The following is a 26,423-nucleotide window of genomic DNA, read 5'->3' on the forward strand; positions in this document are numbered from 1 at the left end:
TAACAATGGTAGTAGGAGATTTCCCAATTGAATTAGATACAGTCGTTGTTGGTGCAGGTCCTGGTGGATACGTTGCGGCAATTCGTGCAGCACAATTAGGTCAAAAGGTAGCGATCATTGAAAAAGCTAACCTTGGTGGCGTATGCTTAAACGTTGGATGTATTCCTTCAAAAGCGTTAATCAATGCAGGTCATCGTTATGAGAATGCAATGCATTCTGATGACATGGGTATCACTGCAGAGAACGTAAAAGTTGACTTTACAAAAGTTCAAGAATGGAAAAACGGCGTAGTTAAGAAATTAACTGGCGGTGTTGAAGGCCTTCTTAAAGGTAACAAAGTTGAAATCATTCGCGGTGAAGCTTACTTCGTAGATGCTAACACATTACGCGTAATGACTGAAGATGCAGCTCAAACTTATACGTTTAAAAATGCTGTTCTTGCAACTGGTTCTACACCAATCGAAATTCCAGGATTCAAATACTCTAAACGTGTTATCAACTCTACAGGTGCTTTAAGCTTACCTGAAATTCCTAAAAAACTTGTTGTAATCGGCGGCGGTTACATCGGTATGGAATTAGGTACTGCATATGCTAACTTCGGTACAGAAGTTACTGTAGTAGAAGCTGGCGACGAAATCTTAGCTGGTTTCGAAAAAGCTATGAGCTCTGTTGTTAAACGTGCTCTACAGAAAAAAGGTAACGTAACAATCCATACAAAAGCTATGGCTAAAGGCGTTGAAGAAACAGAAACTGGCGTAAAAGTTAGCTTCGAAGTTAAAGGTGAAATCCAAACTGTAGAAGCAGATTACGTATTAGTAACTGTAGGTCGTCGTCCAAACACTCAAGAAATCGGTCTTGAGCAAGTTGGAGTTAAAATGACTGACCGCGGCATCATCGAAATCGATGAGCAATGTCGTACAAATGTACCAAACATCTATGCAATCGGTGATATCGTTCCTGGACCACCATTAGCTCACAAAGCTTCTTACGAAGGTAAAGTAGCTGTAGAAGCAATTAGTGGCCATGCGTCAGCTATCGATTACATCGGAATTCCTGCAGTATGCTTCACTGATCCAGAATTAGCATCTGTTGGTTACACTAAGAAACAAGCTGAAGAAGCTGGAATGACTGTAACTGTATCTAAGTTCCCATTCGCTGCTAACGGTCGTGCATTATCATTAAACAGCACTGACGGTTTCTTACAACTTGTAACACGTAAAGAAGATGGTCTTCTTGTAGGTGCTCAAGTTGCAGGTGCAGGCGCTTCTGATATTATTTCTGAGATTGGTTTAGCTATCGAAGCTGGAATGACAGCAGAAGATATCGCTCAAACAATCCACGCTCACCCAACATTAGGTGAAATCACAATGGAAGCAGCTGAAGTTGCTCTTGGAATGCCAATTCACATTGTAAAATAATTTAAGTAATGAAAATAGCCCATCTCTTATTTAAAGAGATGGGCTATTTTTTATTTTATAATAAAAGTGGCTTGCAAGGTCTTTATACGTACTTGTCGAATGAATATATAATAATTTAATTTAATTGTTAAAACATATATAAATCCAAAAGCCATATATATGCTTTCGTGTAATATGTAATTGATTCAAACTTAATACCATATATTAATAAAATAGAGCATGTCAAAGGAGAAGGTTCCATGAGAATATTACATGTTATATTTTATCATTTTTTATTATGGAGTGGTTTTTCCGTTGTATTATCATTGTCAAATGGTGATAAGTTGCATTATAAAGTTATTCTATTTTTTGTATTTCTTTATTTAGCATATGTGATCGCATATTTTGTATTGCAAATTAGAAAGCAGGCATTATTCCTTACGTGTTCAAATTGCATACTTTTCTTAATTATATTTTCTATTTTTTAAATTAACGTTTATAGAAATACATTGTTCTTCCATTAAATAATTTTAACTCTCCTTCTAATTTCTTCGCTAGAAAACGGCAAAATTCATTTGCTTTTCCTTTATCACCAAATGTTGCATTAGGTGGTAAAGAAACTTGAATATAAGTTTGTTCCTTTTCTATACCGACACCAACATAAATGGAGTCATATCGATCGTGAGTAGATTGTAGTTTGAATGTTGTTGCTGATGTATCTAAAATTTCATACGGAAAAGCGGTATTTGTATAAGCGTAATTAATTTGAACACCAGTTTTGGAAGTAACTGTTTTATAATAATGAAAAAGTTGTTTTATATCATCTATTGAAACAGATTGTTGGTTGGATTTAGGTACAAGTGTAATAAAGGCATGTTGCATATAAGTTCCCCCTAACTTAGTAGAATACTCTCATTCTACATCCTACTGAATTTTTTGACAATTAAAAGGAGTATTCCTTTTTTTGTTTAATATACTAATGAAAGGTGATGTAGAAAGGTGGAAACCGATGTTTGAAAAATTGTATGATGAGCATGAAAGTGTGAAGGTACGATTTTTGGGGTTTATGACACATGATACTCGTTATGATTTTGGTGTTATTTATACAAATATGTTTTTTGGAAAGCCACTTATTGTTTGCATGCAAACAGGAAGGTCTACTTTACTTGGACGAGATGATGTAGAGAATGTTCAACATTTGCAGGAAGTGTTCAAATTAGGTTCAGAAGAGGAAGCAGCTGAGTTAGCTCAGTTCTTCTCATTTCTAGTTCCATCTACATCTTTGCATGCGGAATACGAAGAATAAATAATGTAAAACAGTCGTACGTATAAATATGGCTGTTTTTTTGTTTGAATATCGCATACTAATTTAAAATTAAAATATTTAATGTGTTATACTAAAAACCTATTGACGTAAAAAAGTATAACATATTAAAATAAAGACAGAAAGTTAAGCGGTTACAAAAAAGTTTTTGGGATTATAAACTTAGGGGGAAATGAAAAATGGGAACAATCGTATGTCAAGATTGTGAAGGTACAATTGCACACTTCGAGGATGAGAAAGTAACGGTACTTTACGGGAAATGTGGATCTTGCGGATGTGATCACATAGAGCATACAAAAGCCCAATAATTGATAGGAAATGGACAGCTGAAAGTTTTTAGGACCATAAACTTAGGGGGAAATGAAAAATGGGAACAATCGTATGCCAAGTATGTGAAGGAACAATCGGACATTTTGAAGATGAAAAAACGACAGTGCTTTACGGAAAATGCGGAACAAATTGTGACTGTGCTAGTAGAGATAATGCGAAAGCTTAATGATAAATAAATAGATTACTATTAAAACTCAGGGGGAAATGAAAAATGGGAACAATCGTATGCCAAGTATGTGAAGGAACAATCGGACATTTTGAAGATGAAAAATCAACAGTACTATACGGGAAATGTGGATCTCATTGCGACTGTGACCATAAAGAACATACAAAAGCTTAAATAAAAAAAGCGCCTACATATGTAGGTGCTTTTTTTAATAAACTGTAGTTGTGTTGCCAACTGTTGCAACAATTGCATCATCTCTAATCGGAATAAATCCTATGGATGTCTGTGGTGTGCTAGGAGAAGCGTGATAGCTCATAAGACGGCTATCGATACGGGTAATAGTATCGGTTAAGAAAGCGGAAATAAAAGCGTAAGGGACTCGTCGCTCATTTAACGCGTATATAATTTCTTCTTTTGTTTTTACACCTACGCCATGCCCATAAAAAAAGAAATTTCCTAGATAGATTGTATTTTCTCCTTGCCACTCGATTGTAGCTGGGTTCACTTGTGGATTTTTAAAGTAAACGAGATCACCTGGGACAAGATCGCCACCCGTCTTTGTTATGAGCTTTAAATCTTGATCGTAGTCCCACGTATAAAGTAAAAGGTTTGCAAAGAGACGGTTGAAGGTTTCTTCCTCATATAATGCTAGTAAAGCTTTGTAAAAAATAATGATCATAGCGGTGGCACATTCAGTTCCATATAGTTTTCCGTTTTTGAAAATATCTTGTATGGCAATGGAAGGGGGTATGTTTGGAAGGAGCTCGAATCCTCCAAGAGATGTTCTTTTCCAATACTGAGGGTTACAAAAAGATTGTTGAAATGTGCGAAACTGAAAACCACTTTGAAAAAGTTCTAATGCAGAGGTAATAATATTAACACGCAAATTTAGATCAAAGCTGAGTTCACCAGATGTTCGGAAGGAATAGATTTCTTGATTTCCTGCCATTATAGATAAAATTTGTTGTTTCTCATTTGCAAATGGCTCATATTCATTTGTGATATAAGGATGTACAATAGAACGGCCTATTACAATCATAATAGTATCCCCACCTATACGTTACATTACATAATATCGTATGATAAAAGGCCAAAAGGGTGAAAGAAAAGCCTATCAACTGATAGGCTTGTACTCTTTAATCACGCGTAATGTTTGTAATGTCATATCTTCAGGACCTTGTACAGGTAAACCTGCTTCTAAGTTTTTACGAATATACTCTAAGTTATCTTGTGTAATAATTTCCCCCGGAGTAAAGATTGGAATCCCTGGCGGATAAACCATAACGAAATCAGCTATAATACGACCTGCTGCATTTTCAAATGGGATGACTTCTGTTTCCGAATAAAAAGCATCTCGAGGAGAAAGTGCTAAAACAGGTATTTCTGGAATTTCTACTTGCACTTGAACACCTTTATCAGCTTTATTTTTAAATGTTGCTGATAAATCTTGTAATGCTGCAATAAGTGTATTTGTCTCACTTTCTGTATCTCCAAAAGTGACAAGACATAGTATGTTGTATAAATCTGAGAGCTCTACTTCAATGTTATATTGCTCTCTAAGCCATACTTCAGCCTGATGGCCTGTAATACCTAAATCTTTTACAGATACAATTATCTTTGTAGGATCATAGTTAAAAGTAGCATCCGTACCTAGCATTTCTTTCCCTGGACAGTAAAGATGTTCGATATCATTTATAGCATCACGAACTTGTTCCGCTAATTGTATTGTTTGTTCTATGAGTACCGTTCCTTCTGTAGCAAGACGTTTTCTAGCAACATCTAGGGAGGCTAACAAGATGTAAGACGTTGATGTAGTCGTAAGCATGCTAATAATAGATTGAACATGTTTTACGTTCACAAGGCCTTCTTTTACATTAAGAATAGAACTTTGCGTTAAAGACCCACCTAATTTGTGAACACTTGTTGCGGCCATATCTGCACCGGCTTGCATCGCTGACATCGGCAGTTCATCGTGAAAATGAATATGAACACCATGAGCCTCATCAACGAGTACAGGGATATCGTAAGAATGTGCTAATTGTACAATCTGTTCTAAGTCCGCAGCAAAGCCAAAGTATGTTGGGTTAATAACAAGTAGGCCTTTCGCATCTGAGTGCTCTTCAAGTGCCTTTTTGACAGATTGAATTGTGATTCCATGTGAAATACCAAGTTTTGGATCAATTTCAGGATGCATGAAAATAGGTTTTGCACCTGAGAAAATAATAGCTGACATTACTGATTTATGCACGTTTCGTGGTACTAGTATTTTGTCACCAGGACCGCAAACGCTCATCACCATTGTCATAATTGCGCCACTTGTACCTTGAATAGAAAAGAAAGTATGATCCGCACCAAATGCAGCGGCTGCTAAATCCTGTGCTTCTTTAATCATACCTTTTGGATGATGTAAATCATCGAGCGGCGCAATATTAATTAAATCAATTGCTAATGCATTATGCCCAATAAATTCGCGAAATTCAGGATCCATGCCCTGTCCTTTTTTATGCCCTGGAATATGGAATTGAATTGGATTTCGCTTACTGTGCTCAACTAAAGCGGTAAACAATGGTGTTTCGTATTGGGACAATCTATACACCCCTTCTTTTTTTAATATTTATTAGAGTTTGTTTTATATAATCTTGTTCTAAAAAAGTTACGTTCTTTTTTAGAATGAGACTTGTTTTTCTGCCATTCACAAAAGCTTTTTTGAGATGGGAGCTTCACTTTATTTTCTATAAAACAAAAGCATTATATCACCAATAATTATAGATGTATAGCAAAAAATATTTTTACGGTGAATATGTTAAATAGTAGCTGCCTACTAACTTCTAGTGGAAGGCAATTCCATTAAAATGAATAAATAGTGTATAATGCAAAGTGGCTATAATGAAGTAGAAAAAAATCACTTTAAGATAGCGTATTGAAATAAGAAGAAAAGATAAATGAGGTGCGAAATGGAATATCAATATCCGTTAGATTATGATTGGTCAAATGAGGAAATGGTTACAATTGTGAAGTTTTATGAAGCGATTGAGAAAGCATATGAAAAAGGAATTATAAGAGAAGAATTAATGGGGTTATATCGTCGTTTTAAAGAGATTGTTCCATCGAAAGCAGAAGAAAAGAAAATTGATAAAGAGTTTCAAGAAGTAAGTGGATATTCTATATACCGTGCGATTCAGAAGGCTAAAGAAATTGAAGAAGAAAAGCTTGTGAAAATGTAAAAAATATTTTGAAAAATAAAAACTGAAGTGATATAATGTGATAACAACTAAAAACGGACAATATAAATTGTCCGTTTTCTACTATCGATTACAAAGTGCATATAAAGGAAGGAGTGATTGCATCGTAGATTCAATCTTAGCAAGGAATTGTTCGTTAGTCATTGCTGAAAACTCCTCTGGTGATATATGAATACCAACTAATAATTCTGCTTTTTTTACAGTAGCTAGACGTTCAATCATCTTTTGTAAATCATTTGTTTCAAGTGTTTTATGTAATTTTACACTTGGTTTAGTATGGTCAATGGACCAAACGAAGTCATTTGGAATATTTGTTTTTAAATCATTTATATGTTCTAAGAAGGCGTGAGCCGTCTCCACTTTTTGTGGACACTCATAGATTAAACCAAAGTATATGAAGGCATGAGTACCCCATAATCCAATTTGGAAATGTGGTAGCATTTTATATCCGCGTTTATTTGTTGAAAAAGCAACCCAAGTATCGTTTGGTGGATTGACTTTGCGACGTGCGTGTTTTGCTACATGATAAAAAAAGTTCTCATCAGTTTGTTTGGATAAATACGCTGCAAACTGTTCCCCTAAAGCTTCTAGCTTAGGATGAATGTTCGTTTTAATTGCACTCATTCGTTCTTCGAGACCATCAACTGTAAAGACCTCAAAATCAGTTGATTTGAATGTTTGTAGTGTCATGATTGTTCCTCCAACTCCTATTTTGCTTTTATTTTAGCATAGCTTGTACTATTCATAAAAAAAACAGCACAAAAAAAATTAAATAAAAAAATATAATTTTGTTGCATAGATGATTTATCCAACATAGTATAGTATAAAACAAAAAATCAGAAAATTAAATCAATTCTAGTCCGAGGGCAGACGAATATTGGGAGGAGGCAAATAATATGAGACAGGTGATTAATGCGTTAAAGAGAACAGATGCTGAAAAGAGAATACCGGTGCTACGTTTGGAGCTAGATTATGAATTAGCAACTTTATATGATGCGATGATGGAAGATGATAAACAGAAAAAAGAAGAGTGTGTACAAAAGTTAGAAGTGTTAAGACTTGAAATGATTCGTTTAGAAGCGTAATAATAGTATATGTATAAAAAATTAGTTGGTGCGAACCTTATAAAGGGTTCGTTTTTTCTGTGAACAGTATAGATCGGAGTGTTTAAACATGCAAGAAGTATGGAAAGACATCGATGCACACGCCAAACAGTGGATTCGGGATGCGGGAGAGCATTTAATGGCATCAATGAAAAAAGCACTTATTATAGAAACAAAATCAAATGCAGCTGATTTAGTAACAAATATGGACCGAGAAATAGAACAGTTTTTAATTGGGAAAATTAAAGAAACATTCCCACATCATCATATTTTAGGTGAAGAGGGCTATGGAGACGAGGTAACTTCTTCTGACGGGGTTGTTTGGTTAATTGATCCAATTGACGGCACGATGAACTTTGTTCACCAAAAAAGAAATTTTGCAATTTCAATTGGAATTTATGAGAACGGTATCGGAAAGATTGGACTTATTTATGATCCAGTTCATGATGAATTATATCATGCGTTAAAAGGGGCTGGAGCATTTTGTAATGAAGTACCGATACCTTTATTAGAAAAAGGTACTGTAGAGCAAGGTATTGTAGCTTTAAATGCGATATGGCTTACCGACAATCCATTGCTTAATATGGAAAGTATGATGGCACTTGTTAAGAAAGCAAGAGGCACGAGATCATATGGCTGTGCAGCATTAGAGATGGTATACGTTGCAACTGGAAGAATCGATGCATATGTAACGCCTAGATTATCACCATGGGACTTTGGTGGGGGACAGATAATTGTAGAGGAAGTTGGAGGCAAGGTAACAACATTCTCCGGAGTGCCACTTTCTATCGTAGAGAAGAGTAGCGTATTAGTTGCGAAGCCAGGGGTGTATGAAGAAGTGTTATCGTTTATCCCGATTGGTGAGGGCTGATAATCAGTGGGGATGAAGAAAAACCCCACTGATTAAAGTTTCACTTTATATCCAAGTAACAAAAAAAGTAAGAGGCTGTATACAGGCTTCTTACTTTTTGACGTTATTGCGATTTACGCATTTTTCTTTTTGTTACAAAACCGTATCCAACTGTAACAAATGTGCCGATAATGCAAATAATAATACCGATTGGACTATTTTCAGCAATCATAATGCCGATACCAATTAAGAAAATAACACCGATAATTGCAGTTAATAAAAAGCGATATTGAATGTGTTCCATTTCTTCACCCTCCAATCTCATTTTACTTTCACAAAAGTAAGAATACAACTATATTTTCATTCTTGATTTTATTTTAATTGCTATTGTATCCCCTTCGCTCTTATAATAGAGAAGGATTAAAAAGACATTAGGAGTTGGACATGTTGAAAAAACGACAAGATTTACGTAATATAGCAATTATTGCCCACGTTGACCATGGTAAAACAACACTTGTTGACCAGTTATTACGTCAAGCGGGGACTTTCCGTGCGAACGAACACGTTGAAGAGCGCGCAATGGATTCAAATGATCTAGAAAGAGAGCGCGGTATTACAATTTTAGCGAAAAATACTGCGATTCACTATGAAGATAAAAGAATTAACATTTTAGATACACCAGGTCACGCTGACTTCGGTGGAGAAGTAGAACGTATTATGAAAATGGTTGATGGTGTTTTACTTGTTGTTGATGCATATGAAGGTTGTATGCCACAAACACGATTTGTTTTAAAGAAAGCTCTTGAGCAAAACTTAACTCCAATCGTAGTAGTAAATAAAATTGACCGTGACTTCGCTCGCCCTGATGAAGTAGTTGATGAAGTAATCGACTTATTCATCGAACTTGGTGCAAACGAAGATCAATTAGAGTTCCCAGTTGTATTTGCATCAGCAATGAACGGAACAGCAAGCTTAGATTCAAACCCAGCAAATCAAGAAGAGAATATGAAATCATTATTTGATACAATTATTGAACATATTCCTGCACCAATTGATAACAGCGAAGAGCCACTTCAATTCCAAGTAGCACTTCTTGATTACAACGACTATGTTGGACGTATTGGAGTTGGACGCGTATTCCGCGGTACAATGAAGGTTGGACAACAAGTTGCTTTAATGAAAGTAGACGGAAGCGTAAAACAATTCCGCGTAACAAAATTATTTGGTTACATGGGATTAAAACGTCAAGAAATTGAAGAAGCAAAAGCTGGAGACTTAGTAGCTGTTTCTGGTATGGAAGACATTAACGTTGGTGAAACAGTATGTCCAGTTGAACATCAAGATGCGTTACCATTATTGCGTATTGATGAGCCAACACTACAAATGACGTTCCTTGTAAATAATAGTCCATTTGCAGGTCGTGAAGGTAAATACATTACATCTCGTAAAATTGAAGAGCGTCTTCGTTCACAATTAGAAACAGATGTAAGTTTACGTGTAGATAATACAGAGTCTCCTGATGCATGGATCGTATCTGGACGTGGGGAACTACATTTATCTATCTTAATTGAAAACATGCGTCGTGAAGGTTATGAACTACAAGTATCTAAGCCAGAAGTAATTATTAAAGAAGTTGATGGCGTAAGATGTGAGCCTGTAGAGCGTGTACAAATCGATGTACCTGAAGAATACACTGGTTCTATTATGGAATCTATGGGTGCACGTAAAGGTGAAATGTTAGATATGGTGAATAACGGAAACGGTCAAGTTCGCCTTACTTTCATGGTTCCAGCACGTGGTTTAATTGGTTACACAACAGAATTCTTAACATTAACTCGTGGTTACGGTATTTTAAACCATACATTCGATTGCTACCAACCAGTACACGCTGGACAAGTTGGTGGACGTCGTCAAGGTGTTCTAGTTTCACTTGAAACAGGAAAAGCATCACAATACGGTATTATGCAAGTTGAAGATCGTGGTGTAATCTTCGTTGAACCAGGTACAGAAGTATATGCTGGTATGATTGTCGGAGAACACACTCGTGAGAATGACTTAACAGTTAACGTTGTGAAAATGAAACAACAAACTAACATTCGTTCTGCGACGAAAGATCAAACTTCAACAATGAAAAAACCACGCTTAATGACTTTAGAAGAATCATTAGAGTACTTAAACGATGACGAGTTCTGTGAAGTAACTCCAGAATCAATTCGTTTACGTAAAAAGATTCTTGATAAGAGCGAACGTGAAAGAGCTGCTAAGAAAAAGAAATCTGTAGAAGCGTAAAATAGTAAAACAGCTACCTTTAATTAAGGTAGCTGTTTTTTTATGTTTATTTTTTAGAATATTTACTCTTTTTGTGGACAGTATTTTTTTCACAGGTTACTCTTGTATTAAGTACATAAAGAAAAATGGTTTGATTTATGAGGAAGGGGGATAAATGGTGTTAGAAAGAATGTCTTTTTTTGCGAAGTTATGTAAAGTTGATGAAAATCCAGAGCTAGGGATGTGGTTACTGTATGGCGTCATTATTATATTAAGTGCACTTGTGTATAATTTAGGTTTTGCAAGAAAACTATCTATAATAAAAAATATAGTGATATATATATCGTTAGCGATTGGGTGTACAGTGTTAACTTTCTTTGCAGTTTTCTTACCTGTTGGAGAGGGGCTTGTTGTAGCAGCAATTGTACTTGGGATTTATAGGTTGCGATTACGTCAAGCAAGACAACAAAAAGCAGGATGAGGGGGGAGTTTTATGCGTTCCGTACAAGATGCGTTATATAATTGGTTAACAATTAAAACAGTTGCCGAAGCACGTCCGGATGATAGTGCTGCAAAAGAAACGTATTTGTTATTTCAAAATATGATATATGAAGAACATAAATTGAGAAATGTGGAAGTTAAGAAGAACGAGGAAATGTATTTAGTTACATATGAAATAAATGGAGAAAGAAAATCTGCAAGGTTTCCATTAGAAGCTATTGATTGTTTTTTGGATCAAATGAATCGCGAACCTGAAAAATATAAATAAGTCCTTTATCATATTGATAAAGGACTTATTTATATTTTACCAATCGTCTTCGACTTTTTTATCACGATATAATCGGAAATTACCACTTGCATGACGTTCCATCGTACGTTCAGCAATTCGTTCCGAACATTCCATGCACATATATGTATGAATAGGGCGATTACGCAGTTTTTTTGCCATAGGATTTTCATCATCTAACATATCTTTTTTATCACAAATCATACATTTGACTCTCATTTCGTCACCTCAATACGAATTCTATCAGTATAAGTATATCATGGAAGTGTAATATTTTTGAATAATAGTGGGAAAAAATAATATTTTCGCAATTCAAAAAATAGGTTATGATAAGGATATATGAAGTATATTTGGAGGTGGAAATATGGCGAATGTAGTAGAGCCCACATTAACAGATGATTTAGTACAAACGTTACGTAAAGAGTGTATTGTTATGGTAGCAACAACAGATTTTGAAAAACAAGTTCCTAACGTAAGTGCTATTTCTTGGGTGTATGCAGTGAGTAAAACTAGTATTCGATTTGCAGTAGATCAACGTTCACGTATTGTGGAAAATATAAGACATAGTACTGGAGTGGTATTGACTATAATGGCGAATGAATCCGTATTTTCCATAAGTGGTGCAGGTGAAATTTTGACTGATAGAATGGAAGACATTCCTCTAAAATTAACTGTAATAGAAGTAAATGTGCAAGAAGTACGTGATGTTATGTTTTATGGTGCAAAACTTGCAATTGAGCCAACATATGAAAAAACGTATGATCTTCGTGCAGCTAAAAAGCTCGATAACCAAGTGTTAGCAGGAATGAAAGAATTATAAATGTGATAAATAAGAAAGTCAGTTATTAACTTTTGTAATTACTTATTGTGATTTTATGTTAATAATTATAATTAAAAGTAATATATTGAATAGAAATGAATAAAAAATAAATAAAAGGTTTAATGGCTATAAATTTCGATTCTACCTCGTTTATACGGTACATATAATTATAACAATGGTTCGTCCATATTTTATGGATGAAACCCTTGTTCTACAAATTTAAAAGTGGAGTCAGGGGGTAACAGGTTGGATAAAATTTATGTGTTAGATACGAATGTACTTTTGCAGGATCCTTTATCTATTTTTTCATTTGAAACCAATGAAGTAGTGATTCCAGCAGTTGTATTAGAAGAGGTTGATTCGAAAAAACGTTATATGGATGAAGTAGGACGAAACGCTCGTTATGTATCTAAGTTAATAGACAAATTTCGTGAAATAGGAAAACTGCATGAAAGTATTCCGCTAGAAAACGGCGGTACATTTCGTATTGAATTAAATCATCGTTCGTTTGTCCAACTACAAGATATTTTTGTAGAAAAAACAAATGATAATCGAATTTTAGTTGTAGCAAAAAATCTATCTTTAGAAGAACAAGAAAAAGAGGACGGGAAGTCTGTTATTTTAGTAAGTAAAGACGTGCTCGTAAGGGTAAAAGCAGATGCAATAGGTTTAAAGGCGGAAGATTATTTAAGTGATCGGGTTATTGAAGTGGAAAATATATATTCAGGATTTTTAGAAGGATATATATCAAAAGAACAATTGGATTATTTTTATGAAAAAGGCGAATTGCCTTTATCCGAAATTGCAAATCATCCTTTTTATCCAAATCAGTTTGTAGTAATGAAAGATGCGTTAGGTGGATCTAGTTCAGCACTAGGTATTGTGGATCATTTAGGTAAGAAGGTAAAGAAACTTATTTTTCCCAATGAACAAGTATGGGGAATACGACCACGAAATGTGCAGCAAATTATGGGATTAGAATTGTTGCTTCGTGAAGATATTCCACTAGTTACGCTAACAGGGAAAGCTGGTACAGGAAAGACATTACTAGCTTTAGCTTCGGGGCTCATGCAAACGGAAGATTTAGGGTTATATAAAAAACTACTCGTTGCACGGCCAATTGTTCCAGTTGGGAAAGATATCGGTTATTTACCGGGAGAAAAAGAAGAAAAGTTAAGACCGTGGATGCAACCGATTTTTGATAATCTAGAGTATTTATTTAATACGAAAAAACCAGGAGAGTTAGATGCTATTTTAGCTGGAATGGGTTCGATAGAAGTAGAAGCTCTTACGTATATACGCGGGAGAAGTATTCCAGATCAATTCATTATAATTGACGAAGCACAAAATTTAACGAAGCATGAAGTGAAAACGATACTAACGAGGGTAGGAGAAAAAAGTAAAATCGTATTAATGGGAGATCCTCAGCAAATTGATCATCCGTATTTGGATGAATATAATAACGGTTTAACATACGTTGTAGAGAAGTTTAAAGAGCAACGTATTAGTGGTCATGTAAAGTTTGTTAAAGGGGAGCGATCTAATTTAGCTCAACTAGCCGCAGATTTACTATAAAAAGGAGTGAGCAAAAGCTCACTCCTTTTCTTTAAATAATTGTAAATTTGCGGATGTTACGGATTGGATTTTGTCTATTAGATCCATCATTGTAATATAAATGAACAGGTCCATCTTCTTTTAATGGTTTTCCTTCTTTTGAAAAACCAAGAATAGCATGTTTGACAGTTTCTAATGGAAGCGTTATTGTATCATCTACTGTTTCGATCTCGACTTGCGTAGCGTCATCTGAAATTTCGGCATTAGCAAGAAAAGGTTGAAATGGTATACCGAACGTTCCAGTAATTAGCTGTTCTTTTTTAAATTTCTTTACACTTTGTTGTATCGGCGGGAAAGCAGCTCCATCACGGATTTCGCGATCCCAATGTTCCGAAGTGTTTTTTAAATAAGCTTCTAGTTCTGAAGTGTTTTCTCTCGTTTCATCAAAGTAAGTTGTCAAATCTACTTTTCGATCATCAAAGATCCAAACGGTTGGATCGATAGTGATTGGAAAACGAACTTTTCCATTAATAAATAAAATTTCGCTCATTGTTGTTCCCCCATTTGTGTTATACTCCCACTTTTCAGTATAATAGTATTAGACACTATTGTCACAAAAAATGTTTCTATTGCAATTTATTAAAACTATCGCTAATATTAATAGATAGGAGAGAGTAGGACGGAAACGGAGGGAATCAATTTGGCGTCTGAGACAGTATCAAATCATCAGGAAAAGGCACTAGCCCTTCTACAAGCGGATGCGGAGAAGATTTTAAGACTTATTAAGGTGCAAATGGACCATCTTACAATGCCGCAATGTCCATTATATGAAGAAGTGTTAGACACACAAATGTTTGGACTATCCCGCGAAGTCGATTTTGCAGTTCGCCTTGGTCTTATTGCAGAAGAACAAGGGAAAGCAATGTTAGGAGAGCTTGAACGTGAGTTATCTGCACTTCATGAAGCATTTACAAACAAACAACAATAACGGGTTCAAATAAGGGGGCTCAAACTGAAAAAGTTTGAGCTTTTTATTTGTATAATAAAGCAGGAAGAATCAATGTACATATGGAATACAACAATAATTAAATTGAAACAGAGAGAGGAAATGAAATGAAAAGAGTATGGAAATCAATGGATTATTCATTATTACTTCCTCTTGTTATCTTATGTGTGCTGGGAGTTATAATGGTATATAGTTCTAGTTCCATTGTTGCGATTTCATCGAAATATAACTGGCCGGCAGATCACTTTTTTAAAAAACAATTAGTTTCTCTTGCTATTGGAACGGTAATGCTAGTGATTGTCGCTGTAGTACCTTACAAATTTTGGAGGAAGAAAATAGTTCTTGCAGCTATGGGGTTAGGGGGGATTGGCTTACTAACAGCAGCCTTCCTTTTCGGTAAGGTAATCAATGGTGCAAAAGGATGGATACTAGGTATACAACCAGCTGAGTTTGTAAAAATAGCAGTAATTATTACGTTAGCAAGTTTTTTTGCTAAGAAACAAGAGAGGCAAACCCCTTTTTTACAAGGGATAATCCCCCCCTTATTTGTGGTGGGTGGATCGATGGTATTAATTTTATTACAAAATGACTTAGGGACTGACATATTAATAGGTGGAACAGTGTTAATTATGTTCTTCTGTTCAGGAGTTAATGTTAACCTGTGGATAAAAAGGTTTATATTAACATCTATCGTATGGGTTCCTGCATTGTATTTTATTGGGAATTATAAATTGAATAATTACCAAAAAGCCCGATTTTCAGTTTTTCTTGACCCGTTTAACGATCCTCAAAATGATGGATTCCAATTAGTTAATTCATTTATTGGAATTGCCTCAGGTGGGTTAAATGGTAGAGGATTAGGGAATAGTATACAAAAGTATGGCTACTTACCAGAGCCGCAAACAGATTTTATTATGGCAATTATATCTGAAGAACTAGGTTTTATAGGGGTAGCTATTATTTTAATCTGTTTATTACTTATTATTATTCGTTCGTTTAGAGTAGCACAAAAATGTAAAGATCCATTTGGAAGTTTAATTGCAATCGGAATTGCAAGTTTAATTGGAATACAAACTTTTGTTAATGTCGGTGGTATGTCTGGATTAATACCGCTTACAGGGGTACCTTTACCGTTTATTAGTTATGGTGGTAGTTCTTTATTGGCTAATTTAATTGCGATGGGTATATTGTTAAATGTAGCCAGCAATGTAAAACGACAAGAGAAAGAGCAAAATACGATAATGAAAGAAAGAGAACAAGATGGACCACGTCTTGTAGTTGTAAAATAAAAACACATTGTGCTTTAGAGCGCGATGTGTTTTTTGTTTTTTAATAGGATATACCATTTTGTTTTTTTAACGAAAAAATATATCACATTTAAATTAATGTGATATACAATTAGGTTGTTACATAAGGAAGAGGTATGCTATACTATTTTTGTGAGACAAATTGCTCAGAAAACTTATCATTTGTTAAAAAATAAGGTATGATGGATAAAAATAAAGTGAAGCTTTCTAAGTATAATATAATGTGGAAAGTGAAGAACTTCACGCTCTTTATGGTGTGTATATATTTTATCTCTAGAGTGGTAGGAAAGTAGAGGGGGAAAATCATGACAAAGCTGCAACGTATTCAAAAAGTATTGGTAGCTAACCGTGGAGAGATTGCAATTCGTGTGTTTCGAGCTTGTTCGGAACTGGGATTAAAAACAGTTGCAATCTATTCTAAAGAGGATAGTGGTTCTTATCATCGTTATAAAGCCGATGAATCCTATTTAGTTGGGGAAGGAAAAAAGCCAATTGATGCTTATCTAGATATTGAGGGCATTATTGAGATTGCGAAAAGTAATCATGTAGATGCAATCCACCCTGGATATGGTTTCTTGTCAGAAAATATTCAATTCGCAAAACGTTGTGAAGAAGAAGGAATTATCTTTATCGGTCCAAAAAGTAAGCATTTAGATATGTTTGGAGATAAAGTAAAAGCAAGAACACAAGCGCAGCTAGCACAAATTCCAGTTATTCCTGGTAGTGATGGACCAGTAGATTCATTAGAAGAAGTCGAAAAATTTGCTGAAAAGTATGATTACCCGATTATTATTAAAGCTTCCCTTGGCGGGGGCGGTCGTGGTATGCGTATTGTACGTACTAGTGAAGAATTAAGAGAATCGTATAATCGAGCGAAGTCAGAAGCAAAAGCAGCCTTTGGTAATGATGAAGTATACGTAGAAAAATTCGTTGAAAAACCTAAACATATAGAAGTTCAAATTTTAGCAGATGAAGAGGGCAATGTTGTTCATTTATACGAGCGAGACTGTTCTGTACAACGTCGTCATCAAAAAGTAGTAGAAATTGCACCTAGTGTGTCGCTTTCAGATGATTTGCGTCAGCGTATTTGTGATGCTGCTGTAAAGTTAACGAAAAATGTAAATTATTTAAACGCAGGAACAGTTGAATTTCTTGTAAAAGATGATAATTTCTATTTCATTGAAGTGAATCCGCGTGTTCAAGTAGAACATACAATTACAGAAATGATTACAGGAGTCGATATCGTTCAATCACAAATTTTAATAGCTGATGGACATGCATTACATAGTAAAATGGTAGGTGTTCCAAAGCAAGAGGAAGTTGTTGTACATGGATTTGCAATACAATCTCGTGTAACGACTGAGGATCCACTAAATAATTTCATGCCGGATACAGGAAAAATTATGGCATATCGATCAGGTGGTGGGTTTGGGGTTCGTCTTGATACAGGTAATAGTTTCCAAGGTGCTGTTATTACACCGTACTATGATTCTTTACTCGTAAAAGTTACAACATGGGCGCTTACTTTTGAACAAGCTGCTGCAAAAATGGAACGTAACTTAAAAGAATTCCGTATCCGTGGTATTAAAACGAATATTCCATTCCTAGAGAATGTAGTAAAACACAAAAACTTCTTATCAGGGGAATATGACACTTCATTTATTGATGCGTCACCTGAACTATTCTTGTTCCCGAAACGTAAAGACCGCGGAACGAAAATGTTAAATTACATTGGGACAGTAACAGTAAATGGCTTCCCAGGGGTAGGGAAAAAAGAGAAACCAATTTTCCCAGATGCTCGTATACCGAATGTATTACACTCAGAGCCAATCCAAAATGGAACGAAACAAATTTTGGATGAGCGTGGAGCAGACGGATTAGTAAAATGGGTACAAGATCAAAAACGTGTACTTTTAACGGATACAACATTCCGTGATGCGCATCAGTCATTACTTGCAACGCGTATTCGCACAAAAGATTTACACCAAATTGCAGAGCCGACAGCGAGAATGTTACCGAACTTATTCTCAGCAGAAATGTGGGGCGGTGCAACGTTTGATGTTGCATATCGTTTCTTAAAAGAAGATCCGTGGGAACGATTACTAGATCTTCGTGAAAAAATGCCAAATGTTTTATTCCAAATGTTACTTCGTTCTTCAAACGCGGTTGGTTACAAAAACTATCCGGATAATTTAATTCAAAAGTTTGTGGAGTGTTCTGCCCAAGCTGGAATTGATGTGTTCCGTATTTTTGATAGCTTAAACTGGGTAGAAGGTATGAGAGTTGCGATTGATGCTGTACGAGATACTGGTAAAATTGCAGAAGCAACGATGTGTTACACAGGGGATATTCATGATCCACTGCGTAGTAAATATGATTTAAATTACTATAAAAATTTAGCAAAAGAATTAGAAGCATCAGGAGCTCACATTTTAGGTATTAAAGATATGGCGGGCTTACTAAAACCAAATGCAGCATATGATTTAGTTTCAGCATTAAAAGAGACGGTATCGATTCCGATTCACCTGCACACACACGATACGAGTGGAAATGGTATATTAACGTATACGAAGGCAATTGAAGCAGGTGTTGACATTGTCGATGTAGCAGTAAGTTCTATGGCTGGTCAAACGTCACAACCAAGTGCGAACACGCTATACTATGCGTTAGGTGGAAACGAAAGACAGCCAGATGTTAATATAGATTCATTAGAAAAATTATCTCATTACTGGGAAGATGTACGTAAATACTACGCACCGTTTGAAAGTGGTATGAATGCTCCTCATACAGAGGTATATATGCACGAAATGCCAGGCGGACAGTATAGTAATTTACAACAACAAGCGAAAGCGGTTGGCTTAGGCGATCGTTTCGATGAAGTGAAAGTAATGTACCGCCGTGTGAATGACATGTTTGGTGATATTGTTAAAGTAACACCATCATCTAAAGTTGTTGGTGACATGGCATTATTCATGGTTCAAAATCATTTAACAGAACAAGATGTTTTAGAGCGTGGACATTCTATGGACTTCCCAGGATCTGTTGTTGAAATGTTCTCTGGAGATTTAGGACAACCATATGGTGGTTTCCCGAAAAAGTTACAAGAAATTATTTTAAAAGGGAAAGAACCATTAACAGTAAGACCAGGTGAATTATTAGAACCAGTAGATTTCGACGCGTTAAAAGAAGAGCTATTCCATAAACTTGGACGCGAAGTGACGATGTTTGATGTAGTTGCATATGCATTATATCCAAAAGTATTTATGGATTACGAAAAAGTTGCTGAGATTTATGGAAATGTATCTGTGCTTGATACACCGACATTCTTCTATGGTATGAGACTTGGTGAAGAAATCGATGTGGAAATTGAACAAGGTAAAACATTGATGGTTAAACTAGTATCAATTGGAGAGCCTCAGCCGGATGGAAATCGTGTGCTTTACTTGGAGTTTAACGGTCAACCACGTGAGATTGTTGTGAAAGACGAAAGTGTGAAAGCGACAGTTGCACAACGTGTGAAAGGAAACCGTGAAAATCCAAACCACATTAGCGCAACAATGCCAGGAACGGTTATTAAAGTAGTTGTAAAAGAAGGCGATGAAGTGAAAAAAGGCGATTCTATGGCAATTACAGAAGCGATGAAAATGGAAACGACAGTTCAAGCGCCGTTTAATGGTAAAGTGAAAAAAGTATATGTTAACGATGGAGATGCAATTCAAACGGGTGACTTACTCATTGAATTAGATCACTAAAATAAAAAAGAGTTGTGGAAACACAGCTCTTTTTTATTACGAAAAAATACCTTGCCAATTCGGGCAAGGTATTTTCATTTATTTTGTTTGTTTAGAAATTGATGCAGCTTCTTTTGCATTCACTTTACTTCTTGTACCTAACATAACTAAATAGCATAGTACAGCAAACAAGCAAGAAATGAATAGGGAATGTAATAATGCCATTGATAAACTAGCATTTGTAAATACGACTAAAATTCCTACGATAGCTTGAAGTGTAACAAGGATAAATGAGATGATCCATCCCCAGTATACGACAGGCTGCTGTTTGTAATGGCGGATAGCGAGAATCATCGCGTATAGTATCCAAGCGAAAATTAACATCGCTGCAACTCTATGTCCCATTTGAACCCATTCATGTAATTGAGTTGGCATAGGTCTATTTTTGCTGCATAAAGGAAAGTCTGGACAGGCTAAGCTAGCTCGTTCGTGACGTACTAAAGCCCCTGTGTAGACGACAATATAACTGTAAATTGTTACACCATAAATATGAAATTTCATTTTTTTGTCCATAATAAGTGAACGTGCATCGAATTTTTGGTCAATTTCAAAGATAAGACACGTTAATAAAATGACAGAAGCAAATGAAATTAAGGAAATACCGAAATGGATAGCAAGTACAGCTGGCATTTGCCCCCAAACAACCGCTGCGGCTCCCATTAATGCTTGTGCAACTAAAAATACGAAGGATAAAATTGCTAACGTTTTTGTTTCGCGCACATGTTTATAATATTTCCAGGACAAAATACAAAGGAGAGTGACAAGAATTCCTGCTGATCCTGATGTAAGGCGATGACTTAGTTCAATAATAGTTTCCATTGATAAATTAGATGGAACAAATTCACCGTTACAAAGTGGCCATGATTTACCGCATCCTTGGCCAGAGCCTGTTTTTGTAACTAAGGCGCCTCCTAATAAAACTATTAATAAATCAAGACTCGTAATGACTGCTAACCATTTAATAAAGCGTTGCAATCTCTTTCACCATCTTTCTGCTATGAAGTTATTGCGAAATATTTTCATTCCATTATGTATAGAATAAAACGCGCTAGTTCCTATGATATATAAAAAATAATAAAATAGCAAAGAAATGGAGGGGGAAGACAGGGAAGAGAAAACGGGTGTGGAAATAAGGTTTATAAGGAAATTTTTAGGTGAAAAATAGGCTATTTTGAAAAGAAATGGGGAGAATACGTGTTAAATATGACAAAAAAGTTTATTATAGAAGGTAACATCATGTTATGATATGGATAAGTAACAATTAAGTTTTTTATGTTCGACACAAAAAGTTCATGTTTTCTTCACAAAATGTTCGGGAAATATGATTTAATATATTGGAGTATGGGCGTAGATTAGTAGTAGAATGGGTTAACAATGTTTCTACTGTAATAATATTGCTATATAGAAGCGAAATATTTCAATTTGAAATAGGCGCAAAAAGAAAGATGAAAGTTTTAAGAGGGGGTTAAAGTGATGAACCATGCAACAAGTGAGCTGCATGATGAGTCTGCTGTTACAAGCGTACCGGAAACAACTCGGTTACAAGATTTAAAAGCGCTCGTTAAAATGGGGATTGTAAACTCAAATACACTTACTGTATTTACAGGATTTTGGTTGGCATTACACTTTAATGGATTAAGTGTAATGGACAATCTGGATAAGTTATTCTTTACAATCGTTGGTTCTGGATTAGTTATGGCAGGGGTATGTTGTTTAAACAACTACATTGATCGAGACATCGATCCATTAATGGAAAGAACAAAGACCCGTCCAACGGTTACTGGAAAGTATAAACCAGGATTTGCACTTACATTTGGGCTAGTTATATTACTTCTTGGTTTTGTATTTTTATTATTAACAACACCAATGGCAGTCTTAATGGGATTTATTGGTGCTTTCACATATGTTGTTCTATATAGTTTATGGACAAAGAGAAAGTATACACTAAATACTGTTGTAGGTAGTATATCTGGTGCAGTTCCACCTTTAATTGGATGGGCAGCAATCGATCCATCTTTAGGCCATCCAATTGCTTGGATGTTATTTTTAATTATGTTTATTTGGCAAATCCCACATTTCCTTGCATTAGCAATGAAACGTGTTGATGAATATCGAAACGCAGGAATTCCAATGCTTCCTGTAGTTCATGGATTTGAAATTACGAAACGCCAAATTATGATTTGGACAGTATGTTTATTACCACTACCATTTTATATGAGTGGACTAGGGATAACATTTATGGTAATTGCAACACTGCTTAACATCGGATGGATCGTTTTAGGTTTTTATGGCTTCCGTAAGAAAGATGACATCAAATGGTCTGTGCAAATGTTTGTTTATTCCCTAAATTATTTAACAATCTTATTTGTATCAATGATTGTAGTTACATTCTTCTAAGACAACGACATAATTGGATTTCTTTACGTTGAGATTTACTTTACTTAACTATAAAGTACAATCTAATTCACAAGGAAAGTGGGGGTTGTTTGTATGAAGAAACAGTGGCGACTGCTTTCGTTCGTTTCACTGCTGGCTTTACTGTTAGGGGGATGCGGTAAAGCCTTTCAATCTACTTTAATTCCGCAAGGAGAAGTAGCAAAAATGCAATATGATCTGCTCTTACTAGCAAGTGCGATCATGGTAGGAGTAGTACTAGTAGTTACTATTATTTTCTTATATGTAATTGTGCGTTTCCGACAAAAGAAAGGTCAGGAAGATTATATTCCGGAGCAAGTTGAAGGGAATCACAAACTAGAAATTATATGGACAGTTATTCCGATTATTCTTTTGCTAATCTTAGCTGTTCCGACGGTTACATATACATTCAAACTTGCTGATGTAAGTGCGATGGAGAAAAAGAATATTGATAAAGATACTATCGTTGTTGATGTAACAGCGAATCTTTATTGGTGGGAATTTTCTTATAAATCAGAAAAGATAGTAACTTCTCAAGATTTAGTCATCCCCACAGGTAAGAAAGTGTATTTGAATTTGAAGGGTGCCGATATTAAACATTCGTTTTGGGTTCCATCTTTAGCTGGGAAAATGGATACAAACACAGATAATGTGAACAAAATGTGGTTAAAGGCAGATAAATCGGGCACTTATAATGGTTTTTGTACAGAATTTTGCGGCCCATCACATTCTTTAATGCAATTCAAAGTGAAAGCTTTAGATGAAAGCGAGTACAAAAAGTGGCTTGCTGATATGAAGAAAATTGATGGGAAGAAAGAAGTAGCTTCAACAAAGGCGCAAGAAGGCCAAGAAATATTTAATAAAAGCTGTATTGGTTGTCACGCAGTTGGATCTAATGATAGTAGACCACCTTCCGCTCGTATCGCACCAAACTTAGCAAACTTTGCGGATCGCGATACAGTTGCCGGCATTGCTGAAAACAATGAAGAAAACTTAAAAAAATGGCTGAAAGATCCTGAAAATATGAAACCAGGAAATAAAATGACTGGTAAATATGGCAACTTAACAGACGATCAAATTGATGCATTAAATGCATACTTACAAACGTTAAAAGTTGAAAAGTAAAGAGGGATTATTCGCGAAGGGGAGGTTGAAAACGTGAGTTCTGTAGCAAAAAAACAGGGGATGGGTGCTGTCATATGGGATTATTTAACGACAGTAGACCATAAAAAGATTGCCATTCTCTATTTAATTGCAGGTGGATTGTTTTTTATAATAGGCGGAATAGAAGCTCTATTTATTCGCCTTCAATTAGCGATTCCTAACAACGCTTTTCTTGTTGGGGATGCTTATAATCAAGTATTAACTATGCACGGTACAACAATGATTTTCCTCGCAGCTATGCCACTCGTGTTTGCATTTATGAACGCCGCTGTACCACTTCAAATTGGTGCACGTGATGTAGCGTTCCCGTTTTTAAATTCACTCGGATTTTGGTTATTTTTCTTTGGTGGAGTATTTTTAAATTTAAGTTGGTTTTTAGGTGGAGCGCCTGATGCAGGATGGACATCTTATGCATCTTTAGCTTTAGCCTCTAAAGGCCATGGTGTTGATTTTTATGTGCTTGGCTTGCAAATCTCCGGTATAGGTACATTAATTGGAGGTATTAATTTCCTTGTAACGATTATTAATATGCGTGCGCCAGGGATGACGTATATGCGTATGCCGATGTTTACGTGGACGACATTTGTAACATCTTCATTAATATTATTTGCTTTTCCGCCGTTAACTGTAGGATTAGGACTTTTAATGTTAGACCGCTTATTTGGAACAAGTTTCTTTAATCCAGCACTGGGCGGGAATACAATTATATGGGAGCACTTATTCTGGATTTTCGGTCATCCAGAAGTGTACATTCTTATACTCCCAGCTTTCGGAATATTCTCAGAAATCTTCGCGACGTTTTCGAAAAAACGATTATTTGGTTATTCGTCAATGGTGTTTGCGACAGTATTAATTGGATTTTTAGGGTTTATGGTATGGGCGCATCATATGTTTACTGTTGGGCTTGGTCCAGTTGCAAATGCTATTTTCTCAGTTGCAACAATGGCGATTGCGGTTCCGACCGGTATTAAAATATTCAACTGGCTCTTTACAATGTGGGGCGGAAGTATTCGTTTTACGACACCGATGATGTGGGCAGTAGCCTTCATTCCATCATTTGTAATGGGAGGAGTTACAGGTGTTATGCTAGCATCTGCACCAGCTGATTATCAATTTCATGATAACTATTTCGTAGTAGCTCACTTTCATTATGTAATTGTCGGTGGTGTTGTATTTGGTTTACTTGCAGGAGCCCATTATTATTGGCCGCTGATGTTTAATAAAGTATTGAATGAAACGTTAGGAAAGATAACATTTTGGTTATTCTTTATCGGTTTCCATTTAACGTTCTTCATTCAGCATTTCCTTGGCTTAATTGGTATGCCACGTCGTTACTACACATATCTTGAAGGTCAAGGGTTGGAAATGGGCAATATGATTAGTTCTATTGGAGCAGTATTTATGGCTCTTGGAACGATTGTTCTTCTATTCAATGTAATTAAAACAACAGTATCAAAAGAAAAGGCTGGTCGTGATCCGTGGGATGGACGTACATTAGAATGGACAATGCCAGCACCTACACCAGAATATAACTTTAAACAATTACCATTTGTTCGCGGGTTAGATCCGTTTTGGATTGAAAAACGTGAAGGGAATAAAGAGATGACAGCGGCGGAACCAGTGGGTGATATTCATATGCCAAATCCATCATTTTCACCATTTATCATTTCTTTAGGATTGTTTATAGCGGCATTCGGTGCAATGTATATGCAGGGTGGAAAAGATAAGTTTTGGTTATTAGTAGCAATTATCGGTTTAATTATTACGTTTGGTACAATGTTCCTACGTTCAGTAATTGATGATCATGGATATCATATTCATAAAGAAGATTTAGAAGATAAGGGGGGCAAGGCGTAATGCATGTAGATGAAAAATTAACGAATGAAACATTTCCAGCAGAGCCTGAAAAAGCAACCCTTGAGGGGAAAAATAAGTTTGTCGGTTTTTGGTTATTTCTTGGAGGCGAAACAGTATTGTTCGCTTCCTTATTTGGCACATATTTAGCGTTAAAGAATTCTACAAATGGCGGACCAACATCTCAAGAGATGTTCCAAATGCCACTCGTTTTCATTATGACGATGCTTTTATTAACGAGTAGCTTAACGAGCGTGTATGCGATGTATCATATGAAAAACTTTAATTTTAAGAAAATGCAACTTTGGCTACTAGTAACAGTGCTGCTAGGTTTAGGGTTTTTAGGATTTGAGATATATGAGTTTTATCATTATACGCATGAATTTAAGCATACTATGAGAAGTAGCGCATTTGGTTCCGCGTTTTATGCTCTTGTTGGTACACATGGACTCCACGTATTGTTTGGATTGTGTTGGATTTTAACATTAATCTTTAGGAATGCGAAGAGAGGTCTAAATTTATACAATGCACCGAAGTTTTATGTTGCATCGATTTATTGGCACTTTATTGACGTAGTTTGGGTGTTTATTTTCACTGTAGTATATTTAATGGGAATGGTGGGATAAACAATGGCGATAAAGCAAACGAATAATCCTAAAGTTGATCTTGTTTATCGGAAAAGAAAAAGTGCGGAGGAAATGAAGCATCAAGTTATTACATTTGCATTAATGATTTTTTTAACATTAGTTGCATTTGCAGCGGTAGCATATCCGAAAACTTTTAGTCCGACTTTTTCAGTACCATTTATTTTACTATTAGCGGTGGTACAAGTAATTTTTCAATTGTATTATTTTATGCATATGAGTCATAAAGGACATGAAGCGGCAAGTTTCTTTCTTTATTCTGGTCTGTTGATCGGATTAATTACAATTTTAGCTTTTATGACAATTGTGTGGATTTGAAAAGTGAAGAATAAGGGAGCTTGTGTTGACACAGCTCCCTCTTCATGTTATGTGAAAGGATAACCTTAAGAAGGTAGGTGTGA

30 protein-coding genes are annotated in these 26,423 nt (G+C 35.6%); 22 read left to right on the forward strand and 8 right to left on the reverse strand.

The window, feature by feature from the left end; all coding sequences use genetic code 11:
- Positions 1-5: 5 nt before the first annotated feature.
- Both lpdA and QCI73_RS07850 read left to right on the forward strand, forming a co-directional pair.
- Positions 6-1,418: a dihydrolipoyl dehydrogenase gene (gene lpdA, locus QCI73_RS07845; RefSeq protein WP_000260111.1), complete on the forward strand. Its 1,413-nt coding sequence runs from the start codon at positions 6-8 to the stop codon at positions 1,416-1,418.
- A 239-nt stretch (positions 1,419-1,657) separates the two neighbouring features.
- Positions 1,658-1,885 carry a hypothetical protein gene (locus tag QCI73_RS07850; RefSeq protein ID WP_001221351.1) on the forward strand — a complete coding sequence of 76 codons (228 nt, stop codon included), beginning with the start codon at positions 1,658-1,660 and terminating at the stop codon, positions 1,883-1,885.
- A gap of 1 nt (position 1,886) precedes the next feature.
- On the opposite strand, the gene QCI73_RS07855 is transcribed toward QCI73_RS07850, so the two are convergent.
- Positions 1,887-2,279, reverse strand: a complete 393-nt coding sequence (locus tag QCI73_RS07855) for a DUF1885 family protein (protein ID WP_001163309.1) — start codon at positions 2,277-2,279, stop codon at positions 1,887-1,889.
- A gap of 127 nt (positions 2,280-2,406) precedes the next feature.
- Between QCI73_RS07855 and QCI73_RS07860 the strand changes: the two genes are divergently transcribed.
- The 4 genes from QCI73_RS07860 to QCI73_RS07875 all read left to right on the forward strand — a co-directional run bounded on the left by QCI73_RS07860 (position 2,407) and on the right by QCI73_RS07875 (position 3,391).
- Positions 2,407-2,703, forward strand: coding sequence for a DUF3055 domain-containing protein (locus tag QCI73_RS07860; protein ID WP_011040622.1), 297 nt, complete (start codon positions 2,407-2,409; stop codon positions 2,701-2,703).
- 197 nt (positions 2,704-2,900) lie between these two features.
- Positions 2,901-3,029: a GapA-binding peptide SR1P gene (locus QCI73_RS07865; RefSeq protein WP_044790724.1), complete on the forward strand. Its 129-nt coding sequence runs from the start codon at positions 2,901-2,903 to the stop codon at positions 3,027-3,029.
- Between the two features lie 59 nt (positions 3,030-3,088).
- Positions 3,089-3,217, forward strand: coding sequence for a GapA-binding peptide SR1P (locus tag QCI73_RS07870; protein ID WP_000536805.1), 129 nt, complete (start codon positions 3,089-3,091; stop codon positions 3,215-3,217).
- A 45-nt stretch (positions 3,218-3,262) separates the two neighbouring features.
- A complete protein-coding gene (locus QCI73_RS07875; RefSeq protein WP_048546130.1) occupies positions 3,263-3,391 on the forward strand; it encodes a GapA-binding peptide SR1P in 129 nt (42 codons plus the stop codon).
- Positions 3,392-3,425: 34 nt separating this feature from the next.
- On the opposite strand, the gene QCI73_RS07880 is transcribed toward QCI73_RS07875, so the two are convergent.
- Both QCI73_RS07880 and speA read right to left on the reverse strand, forming a co-directional pair.
- Positions 3,426-4,256, reverse strand: a complete 831-nt coding sequence (locus QCI73_RS07880; protein ID WP_000635351.1) for a protein-glutamine gamma-glutamyltransferase — start codon at positions 4,254-4,256, stop codon at positions 3,426-3,428.
- 75 nt (positions 4,257-4,331) lie between these two features.
- The gene (speA, locus tag QCI73_RS07885) at positions 4,332-5,804 is read right to left on the reverse strand and encodes an arginine decarboxylase (protein WP_000084888.1); all 1,473 of its coding nucleotides are present in this window, start codon (positions 5,802-5,804) and stop codon (positions 4,332-4,334) included.
- 367 nt (positions 5,805-6,171) lie between these two features.
- On the opposite strand from speA, the gene QCI73_RS07890 reads away from it, so the two are divergent.
- Positions 6,172-6,441, forward strand: coding sequence for a UPF0223 family protein (locus QCI73_RS07890; RefSeq protein WP_000456550.1), 270 nt, complete (start codon positions 6,172-6,174; stop codon positions 6,439-6,441).
- 81 nt (positions 6,442-6,522) lie between these two features.
- On the opposite strand, the gene QCI73_RS07895 is transcribed toward QCI73_RS07890, so the two are convergent.
- The gene (locus QCI73_RS07895; RefSeq protein WP_000175082.1) at positions 6,523-7,149 is read right to left on the reverse strand and encodes a YktB family protein; all 627 of its coding nucleotides are present in this window, start codon (positions 7,147-7,149) and stop codon (positions 6,523-6,525) included.
- 206 nt (positions 7,150-7,355) lie between these two features.
- Between QCI73_RS07895 and QCI73_RS07900 the strand changes: the two genes are divergently transcribed.
- Positions 7,356-7,544 carry a hypothetical protein gene (locus QCI73_RS07900; RefSeq protein WP_001250164.1) on the forward strand — a complete coding sequence of 63 codons (189 nt, stop codon included), beginning with the start codon at positions 7,356-7,358 and terminating at the stop codon, positions 7,542-7,544.
- An 88-nt stretch (positions 7,545-7,632) separates the two neighbouring features.
- Positions 7,633-8,433: an inositol monophosphatase family protein gene (locus tag QCI73_RS07905; RefSeq protein ID WP_001158694.1), complete on the forward strand. Its 801-nt coding sequence runs from the start codon at positions 7,633-7,635 to the stop codon at positions 8,431-8,433.
- A 103-nt stretch (positions 8,434-8,536) separates the two neighbouring features.
- On the opposite strand, the gene QCI73_RS07910 is transcribed toward QCI73_RS07905, so the two are convergent.
- Positions 8,537-8,716 carry a DUF5325 family protein gene (locus QCI73_RS07910; RefSeq protein WP_000400127.1) on the reverse strand — a complete coding sequence of 60 codons (180 nt, stop codon included), beginning with the start codon at positions 8,714-8,716 and terminating at the stop codon, positions 8,537-8,539.
- Positions 8,717-8,856: 140 nt separating this feature from the next.
- Between QCI73_RS07910 and typA the strand changes: the two genes are divergently transcribed.
- The 3 genes from typA (at position 8,857) to QCI73_RS07925 (ending at position 11,449) form a co-directional block, all read left to right on the forward strand.
- Positions 8,857-10,701 (forward strand): translational GTPase TypA, encoded by a 1,845-nt coding sequence (gene typA, locus QCI73_RS07915; protein ID WP_000914763.1) that lies wholly within the window; start codon positions 8,857-8,859, stop codon positions 10,699-10,701.
- 157 nt (positions 10,702-10,858) lie between these two features.
- Positions 10,859-11,161: a YlaH-like family protein gene (locus QCI73_RS07920; RefSeq protein ID WP_000893666.1), complete on the forward strand. Its 303-nt coding sequence runs from the start codon at positions 10,859-10,861 to the stop codon at positions 11,159-11,161.
- Positions 11,162-11,173: 12 nt separating this feature from the next.
- Positions 11,174-11,449 (forward strand): hypothetical protein, encoded by a 276-nt coding sequence (locus QCI73_RS07925; protein WP_001258148.1) that lies wholly within the window; start codon positions 11,174-11,176, stop codon positions 11,447-11,449.
- A gap of 36 nt (positions 11,450-11,485) precedes the next feature.
- Here QCI73_RS07925 and QCI73_RS07930 read toward each other — a convergent pair whose 3' ends face one another.
- Complete coding sequence (locus QCI73_RS07930; protein WP_001995040.1) at positions 11,486-11,686, reverse strand: YlaI family protein; 201 nt, start codon at positions 11,684-11,686, stop codon at positions 11,486-11,488.
- Positions 11,687-11,831: 145 nt separating this feature from the next.
- Between QCI73_RS07930 and QCI73_RS07935 the strand changes: the two genes are divergently transcribed.
- Positions 11,832-12,287: a pyridoxamine 5'-phosphate oxidase family protein gene (locus QCI73_RS07935; RefSeq protein WP_044790726.1), complete on the forward strand. Its 456-nt coding sequence runs from the start codon at positions 11,832-11,834 to the stop codon at positions 12,285-12,287.
- A gap of 246 nt (positions 12,288-12,533) precedes the next feature.
- Positions 12,534-13,862 (forward strand): PhoH family protein, encoded by a 1,329-nt coding sequence (locus QCI73_RS07940; RefSeq protein ID WP_353822735.1) that lies wholly within the window; start codon positions 12,534-12,536, stop codon positions 13,860-13,862.
- 31 nt (positions 13,863-13,893) lie between these two features.
- Here QCI73_RS07940 and QCI73_RS07945 read toward each other — a convergent pair whose 3' ends face one another.
- The gene (locus QCI73_RS07945; protein ID WP_001289788.1) at positions 13,894-14,391 is read right to left on the reverse strand and encodes a molybdopterin-binding protein; all 498 of its coding nucleotides are present in this window, start codon (positions 14,389-14,391) and stop codon (positions 13,894-13,896) included.
- Between the two features lie 150 nt (positions 14,392-14,541).
- Between QCI73_RS07945 and QCI73_RS07950 the strand changes: the two genes are divergently transcribed.
- The 3 genes from QCI73_RS07950 to pyc all read left to right on the forward strand — a co-directional run bounded on the left by QCI73_RS07950 (position 14,542) and on the right by pyc (position 19,906).
- Entirely contained in the window at positions 14,542-14,829 is a 288-nt protein-coding gene (locus tag QCI73_RS07950; RefSeq protein WP_000135695.1) for an Fpa/YlaN family protein, read from the forward strand.
- 125 nt (positions 14,830-14,954) lie between these two features.
- On the forward strand, positions 14,955-16,136 hold the full coding sequence (gene ftsW / locus QCI73_RS07955; protein WP_000832781.1) for a putative lipid II flippase FtsW: 1,182 nt from the start codon (positions 14,955-14,957) through the stop codon (positions 16,134-16,136).
- Between the two features lie 323 nt (positions 16,137-16,459).
- The gene (gene pyc / locus QCI73_RS07960) at positions 16,460-19,906 is read left to right on the forward strand and encodes a pyruvate carboxylase (RefSeq protein WP_000164061.1); all 3,447 of its coding nucleotides are present in this window, start codon (positions 16,460-16,462) and stop codon (positions 19,904-19,906) included.
- A gap of 78 nt (positions 19,907-19,984) precedes the next feature.
- Here pyc and ctaA read toward each other — a convergent pair whose 3' ends face one another.
- The gene (gene ctaA / locus QCI73_RS07965) at positions 19,985-20,920 is read right to left on the reverse strand and encodes a heme A synthase (RefSeq protein ID WP_001188736.1); all 936 of its coding nucleotides are present in this window, start codon (positions 20,918-20,920) and stop codon (positions 19,985-19,987) included.
- A 498-nt stretch (positions 20,921-21,418) separates the two neighbouring features.
- Between ctaA and ctaB the strand changes: the two genes are divergently transcribed.
- From ctaB to ctaF, 5 genes are all read left to right on the forward strand, one after another.
- Positions 21,419-22,342 carry a protoheme IX farnesyltransferase gene (ctaB, locus tag QCI73_RS07970; protein WP_001015058.1) on the forward strand — a complete coding sequence of 308 codons (924 nt, stop codon included), beginning with the start codon at positions 21,419-21,421 and terminating at the stop codon, positions 22,340-22,342.
- Between the two features lie 93 nt (positions 22,343-22,435).
- Positions 22,436-23,485, forward strand: coding sequence for a cytochrome c oxidase subunit II (gene coxB, locus QCI73_RS07975; RefSeq protein WP_000745271.1), 1,050 nt, complete (start codon positions 22,436-22,438; stop codon positions 23,483-23,485).
- A 60-nt stretch (positions 23,486-23,545) separates the two neighbouring features.
- The gene (ctaD, locus tag QCI73_RS07980; RefSeq protein WP_011040617.1) at positions 23,546-25,381 is read left to right on the forward strand and encodes a cytochrome c oxidase subunit I; all 1,836 of its coding nucleotides are present in this window, start codon (positions 23,546-23,548) and stop codon (positions 25,379-25,381) included.
- A complete protein-coding gene (ctaE, locus tag QCI73_RS07985; RefSeq protein ID WP_000557861.1) occupies positions 25,381-26,004 on the forward strand; it encodes a cytochrome c oxidase subunit III in 624 nt (207 codons plus the stop codon). Before ctaD ends, ctaE begins: the two co-directional genes overlap by 1 nt.
- 3 nt (positions 26,005-26,007) lie before the next feature.
- Positions 26,008-26,340, forward strand: coding sequence for a cytochrome c oxidase subunit IVB (gene ctaF, locus QCI73_RS07990; protein ID WP_000985699.1), 333 nt, complete (start codon positions 26,008-26,010; stop codon positions 26,338-26,340).
- Positions 26,341-26,423 lie beyond the last annotated feature (83 nt).

Source organism: Bacillus cereus group sp. MG16, assembly GCF_040459875.1.
GTDB classification, from domain to species: Bacteria; Bacillota; Bacilli; order Bacillales; family Bacillaceae_G; genus Bacillus_A; species Bacillus_A paranthracis.

Excerpts from the sequence above, each read along its gene's own strand:
- lpdA (WP_000260111.1), top strand. The coding sequence starts at position 6 with ATGGTAGTAGGAGATTTCCCAATTGAATTAGATACAGTCGTTGTTGGT.
- QCI73_RS07850 (WP_001221351.1), top strand. The coding sequence starts at position 1,658 with ATGAGAATATTACATGTTATATTTTATCATTTTTTATTATGGAGTGGT.
- QCI73_RS07855 (WP_001163309.1), bottom strand. The coding sequence starts at position 2,279 with ATGCAACATGCCTTTATTACACTTGTACCTAAATCCAACCAACAATCT.
- QCI73_RS07860 (WP_011040622.1), top strand. The coding sequence starts at position 2,407 with ATGTTTGAAAAATTGTATGATGAGCATGAAAGTGTGAAGGTACGATTT.
- QCI73_RS07865 (WP_044790724.1), top strand. The coding sequence starts at position 2,901 with ATGGGAACAATCGTATGTCAAGATTGTGAAGGTACAATTGCACACTTC.
- QCI73_RS07870 (WP_000536805.1), top strand. The coding sequence starts at position 3,089 with ATGGGAACAATCGTATGCCAAGTATGTGAAGGAACAATCGGACATTTT.
- QCI73_RS07875 (WP_048546130.1), top strand. The coding sequence starts at position 3,263 with ATGGGAACAATCGTATGCCAAGTATGTGAAGGAACAATCGGACATTTT.
- QCI73_RS07880 (WP_000635351.1), bottom strand. The coding sequence starts at position 4,256 with ATGATTGTAATAGGCCGTTCTATTGTACATCCTTATATCACAAATGAA.
- QCI73_RS07890 (WP_000456550.1), top strand. The coding sequence starts at position 6,172 with ATGGAATATCAATATCCGTTAGATTATGATTGGTCAAATGAGGAAATG.
- QCI73_RS07895 (WP_000175082.1), bottom strand. The coding sequence starts at position 7,149 with ATGACACTACAAACATTCAAATCAACTGATTTTGAGGTCTTTACAGTT.
- QCI73_RS07900 (WP_001250164.1), top strand. The coding sequence starts at position 7,356 with ATGAGACAGGTGATTAATGCGTTAAAGAGAACAGATGCTGAAAAGAGA.
- QCI73_RS07905 (WP_001158694.1), top strand. The coding sequence starts at position 7,633 with ATGCAAGAAGTATGGAAAGACATCGATGCACACGCCAAACAGTGGATT.
- QCI73_RS07910 (WP_000400127.1), bottom strand. The coding sequence starts at position 8,716 with ATGGAACACATTCAATATCGCTTTTTATTAACTGCAATTATCGGTGTT.
- typA (WP_000914763.1), top strand. The coding sequence starts at position 8,857 with ATGTTGAAAAAACGACAAGATTTACGTAATATAGCAATTATTGCCCAC.
- QCI73_RS07925 (WP_001258148.1), top strand. The coding sequence starts at position 11,174 with ATGCGTTCCGTACAAGATGCGTTATATAATTGGTTAACAATTAAAACA.
- QCI73_RS07930 (WP_001995040.1), bottom strand. The coding sequence starts at position 11,686 with ATGAGAGTCAAATGTATGATTTGTGATAAAAAAGATATGTTAGATGAT.
- QCI73_RS07935 (WP_044790726.1), top strand. The coding sequence starts at position 11,832 with ATGGCGAATGTAGTAGAGCCCACATTAACAGATGATTTAGTACAAACG.
- QCI73_RS07945 (WP_001289788.1), bottom strand. The coding sequence starts at position 14,391 with ATGAGCGAAATTTTATTTATTAATGGAAAAGTTCGTTTTCCAATCACT.
- ftsW (WP_000832781.1), top strand. The coding sequence starts at position 14,955 with ATGAAAAGAGTATGGAAATCAATGGATTATTCATTATTACTTCCTCTT.
- pyc (WP_000164061.1), top strand. The coding sequence starts at position 16,460 with ATGACAAAGCTGCAACGTATTCAAAAAGTATTGGTAGCTAACCGTGGA.
- ctaB (WP_001015058.1), top strand. The coding sequence starts at position 21,419 with ATGAACCATGCAACAAGTGAGCTGCATGATGAGTCTGCTGTTACAAGC.
- coxB (WP_000745271.1), top strand. The coding sequence starts at position 22,436 with ATGAAGAAACAGTGGCGACTGCTTTCGTTCGTTTCACTGCTGGCTTTA.
- ctaD (WP_011040617.1), top strand. The coding sequence starts at position 23,546 with ATGGGTGCTGTCATATGGGATTATTTAACGACAGTAGACCATAAAAAG.
- ctaE (WP_000557861.1), top strand. The coding sequence starts at position 25,381 with ATGCATGTAGATGAAAAATTAACGAATGAAACATTTCCAGCAGAGCCT.
- ctaF (WP_000985699.1), top strand. The coding sequence starts at position 26,008 with ATGGCGATAAAGCAAACGAATAATCCTAAAGTTGATCTTGTTTATCGG.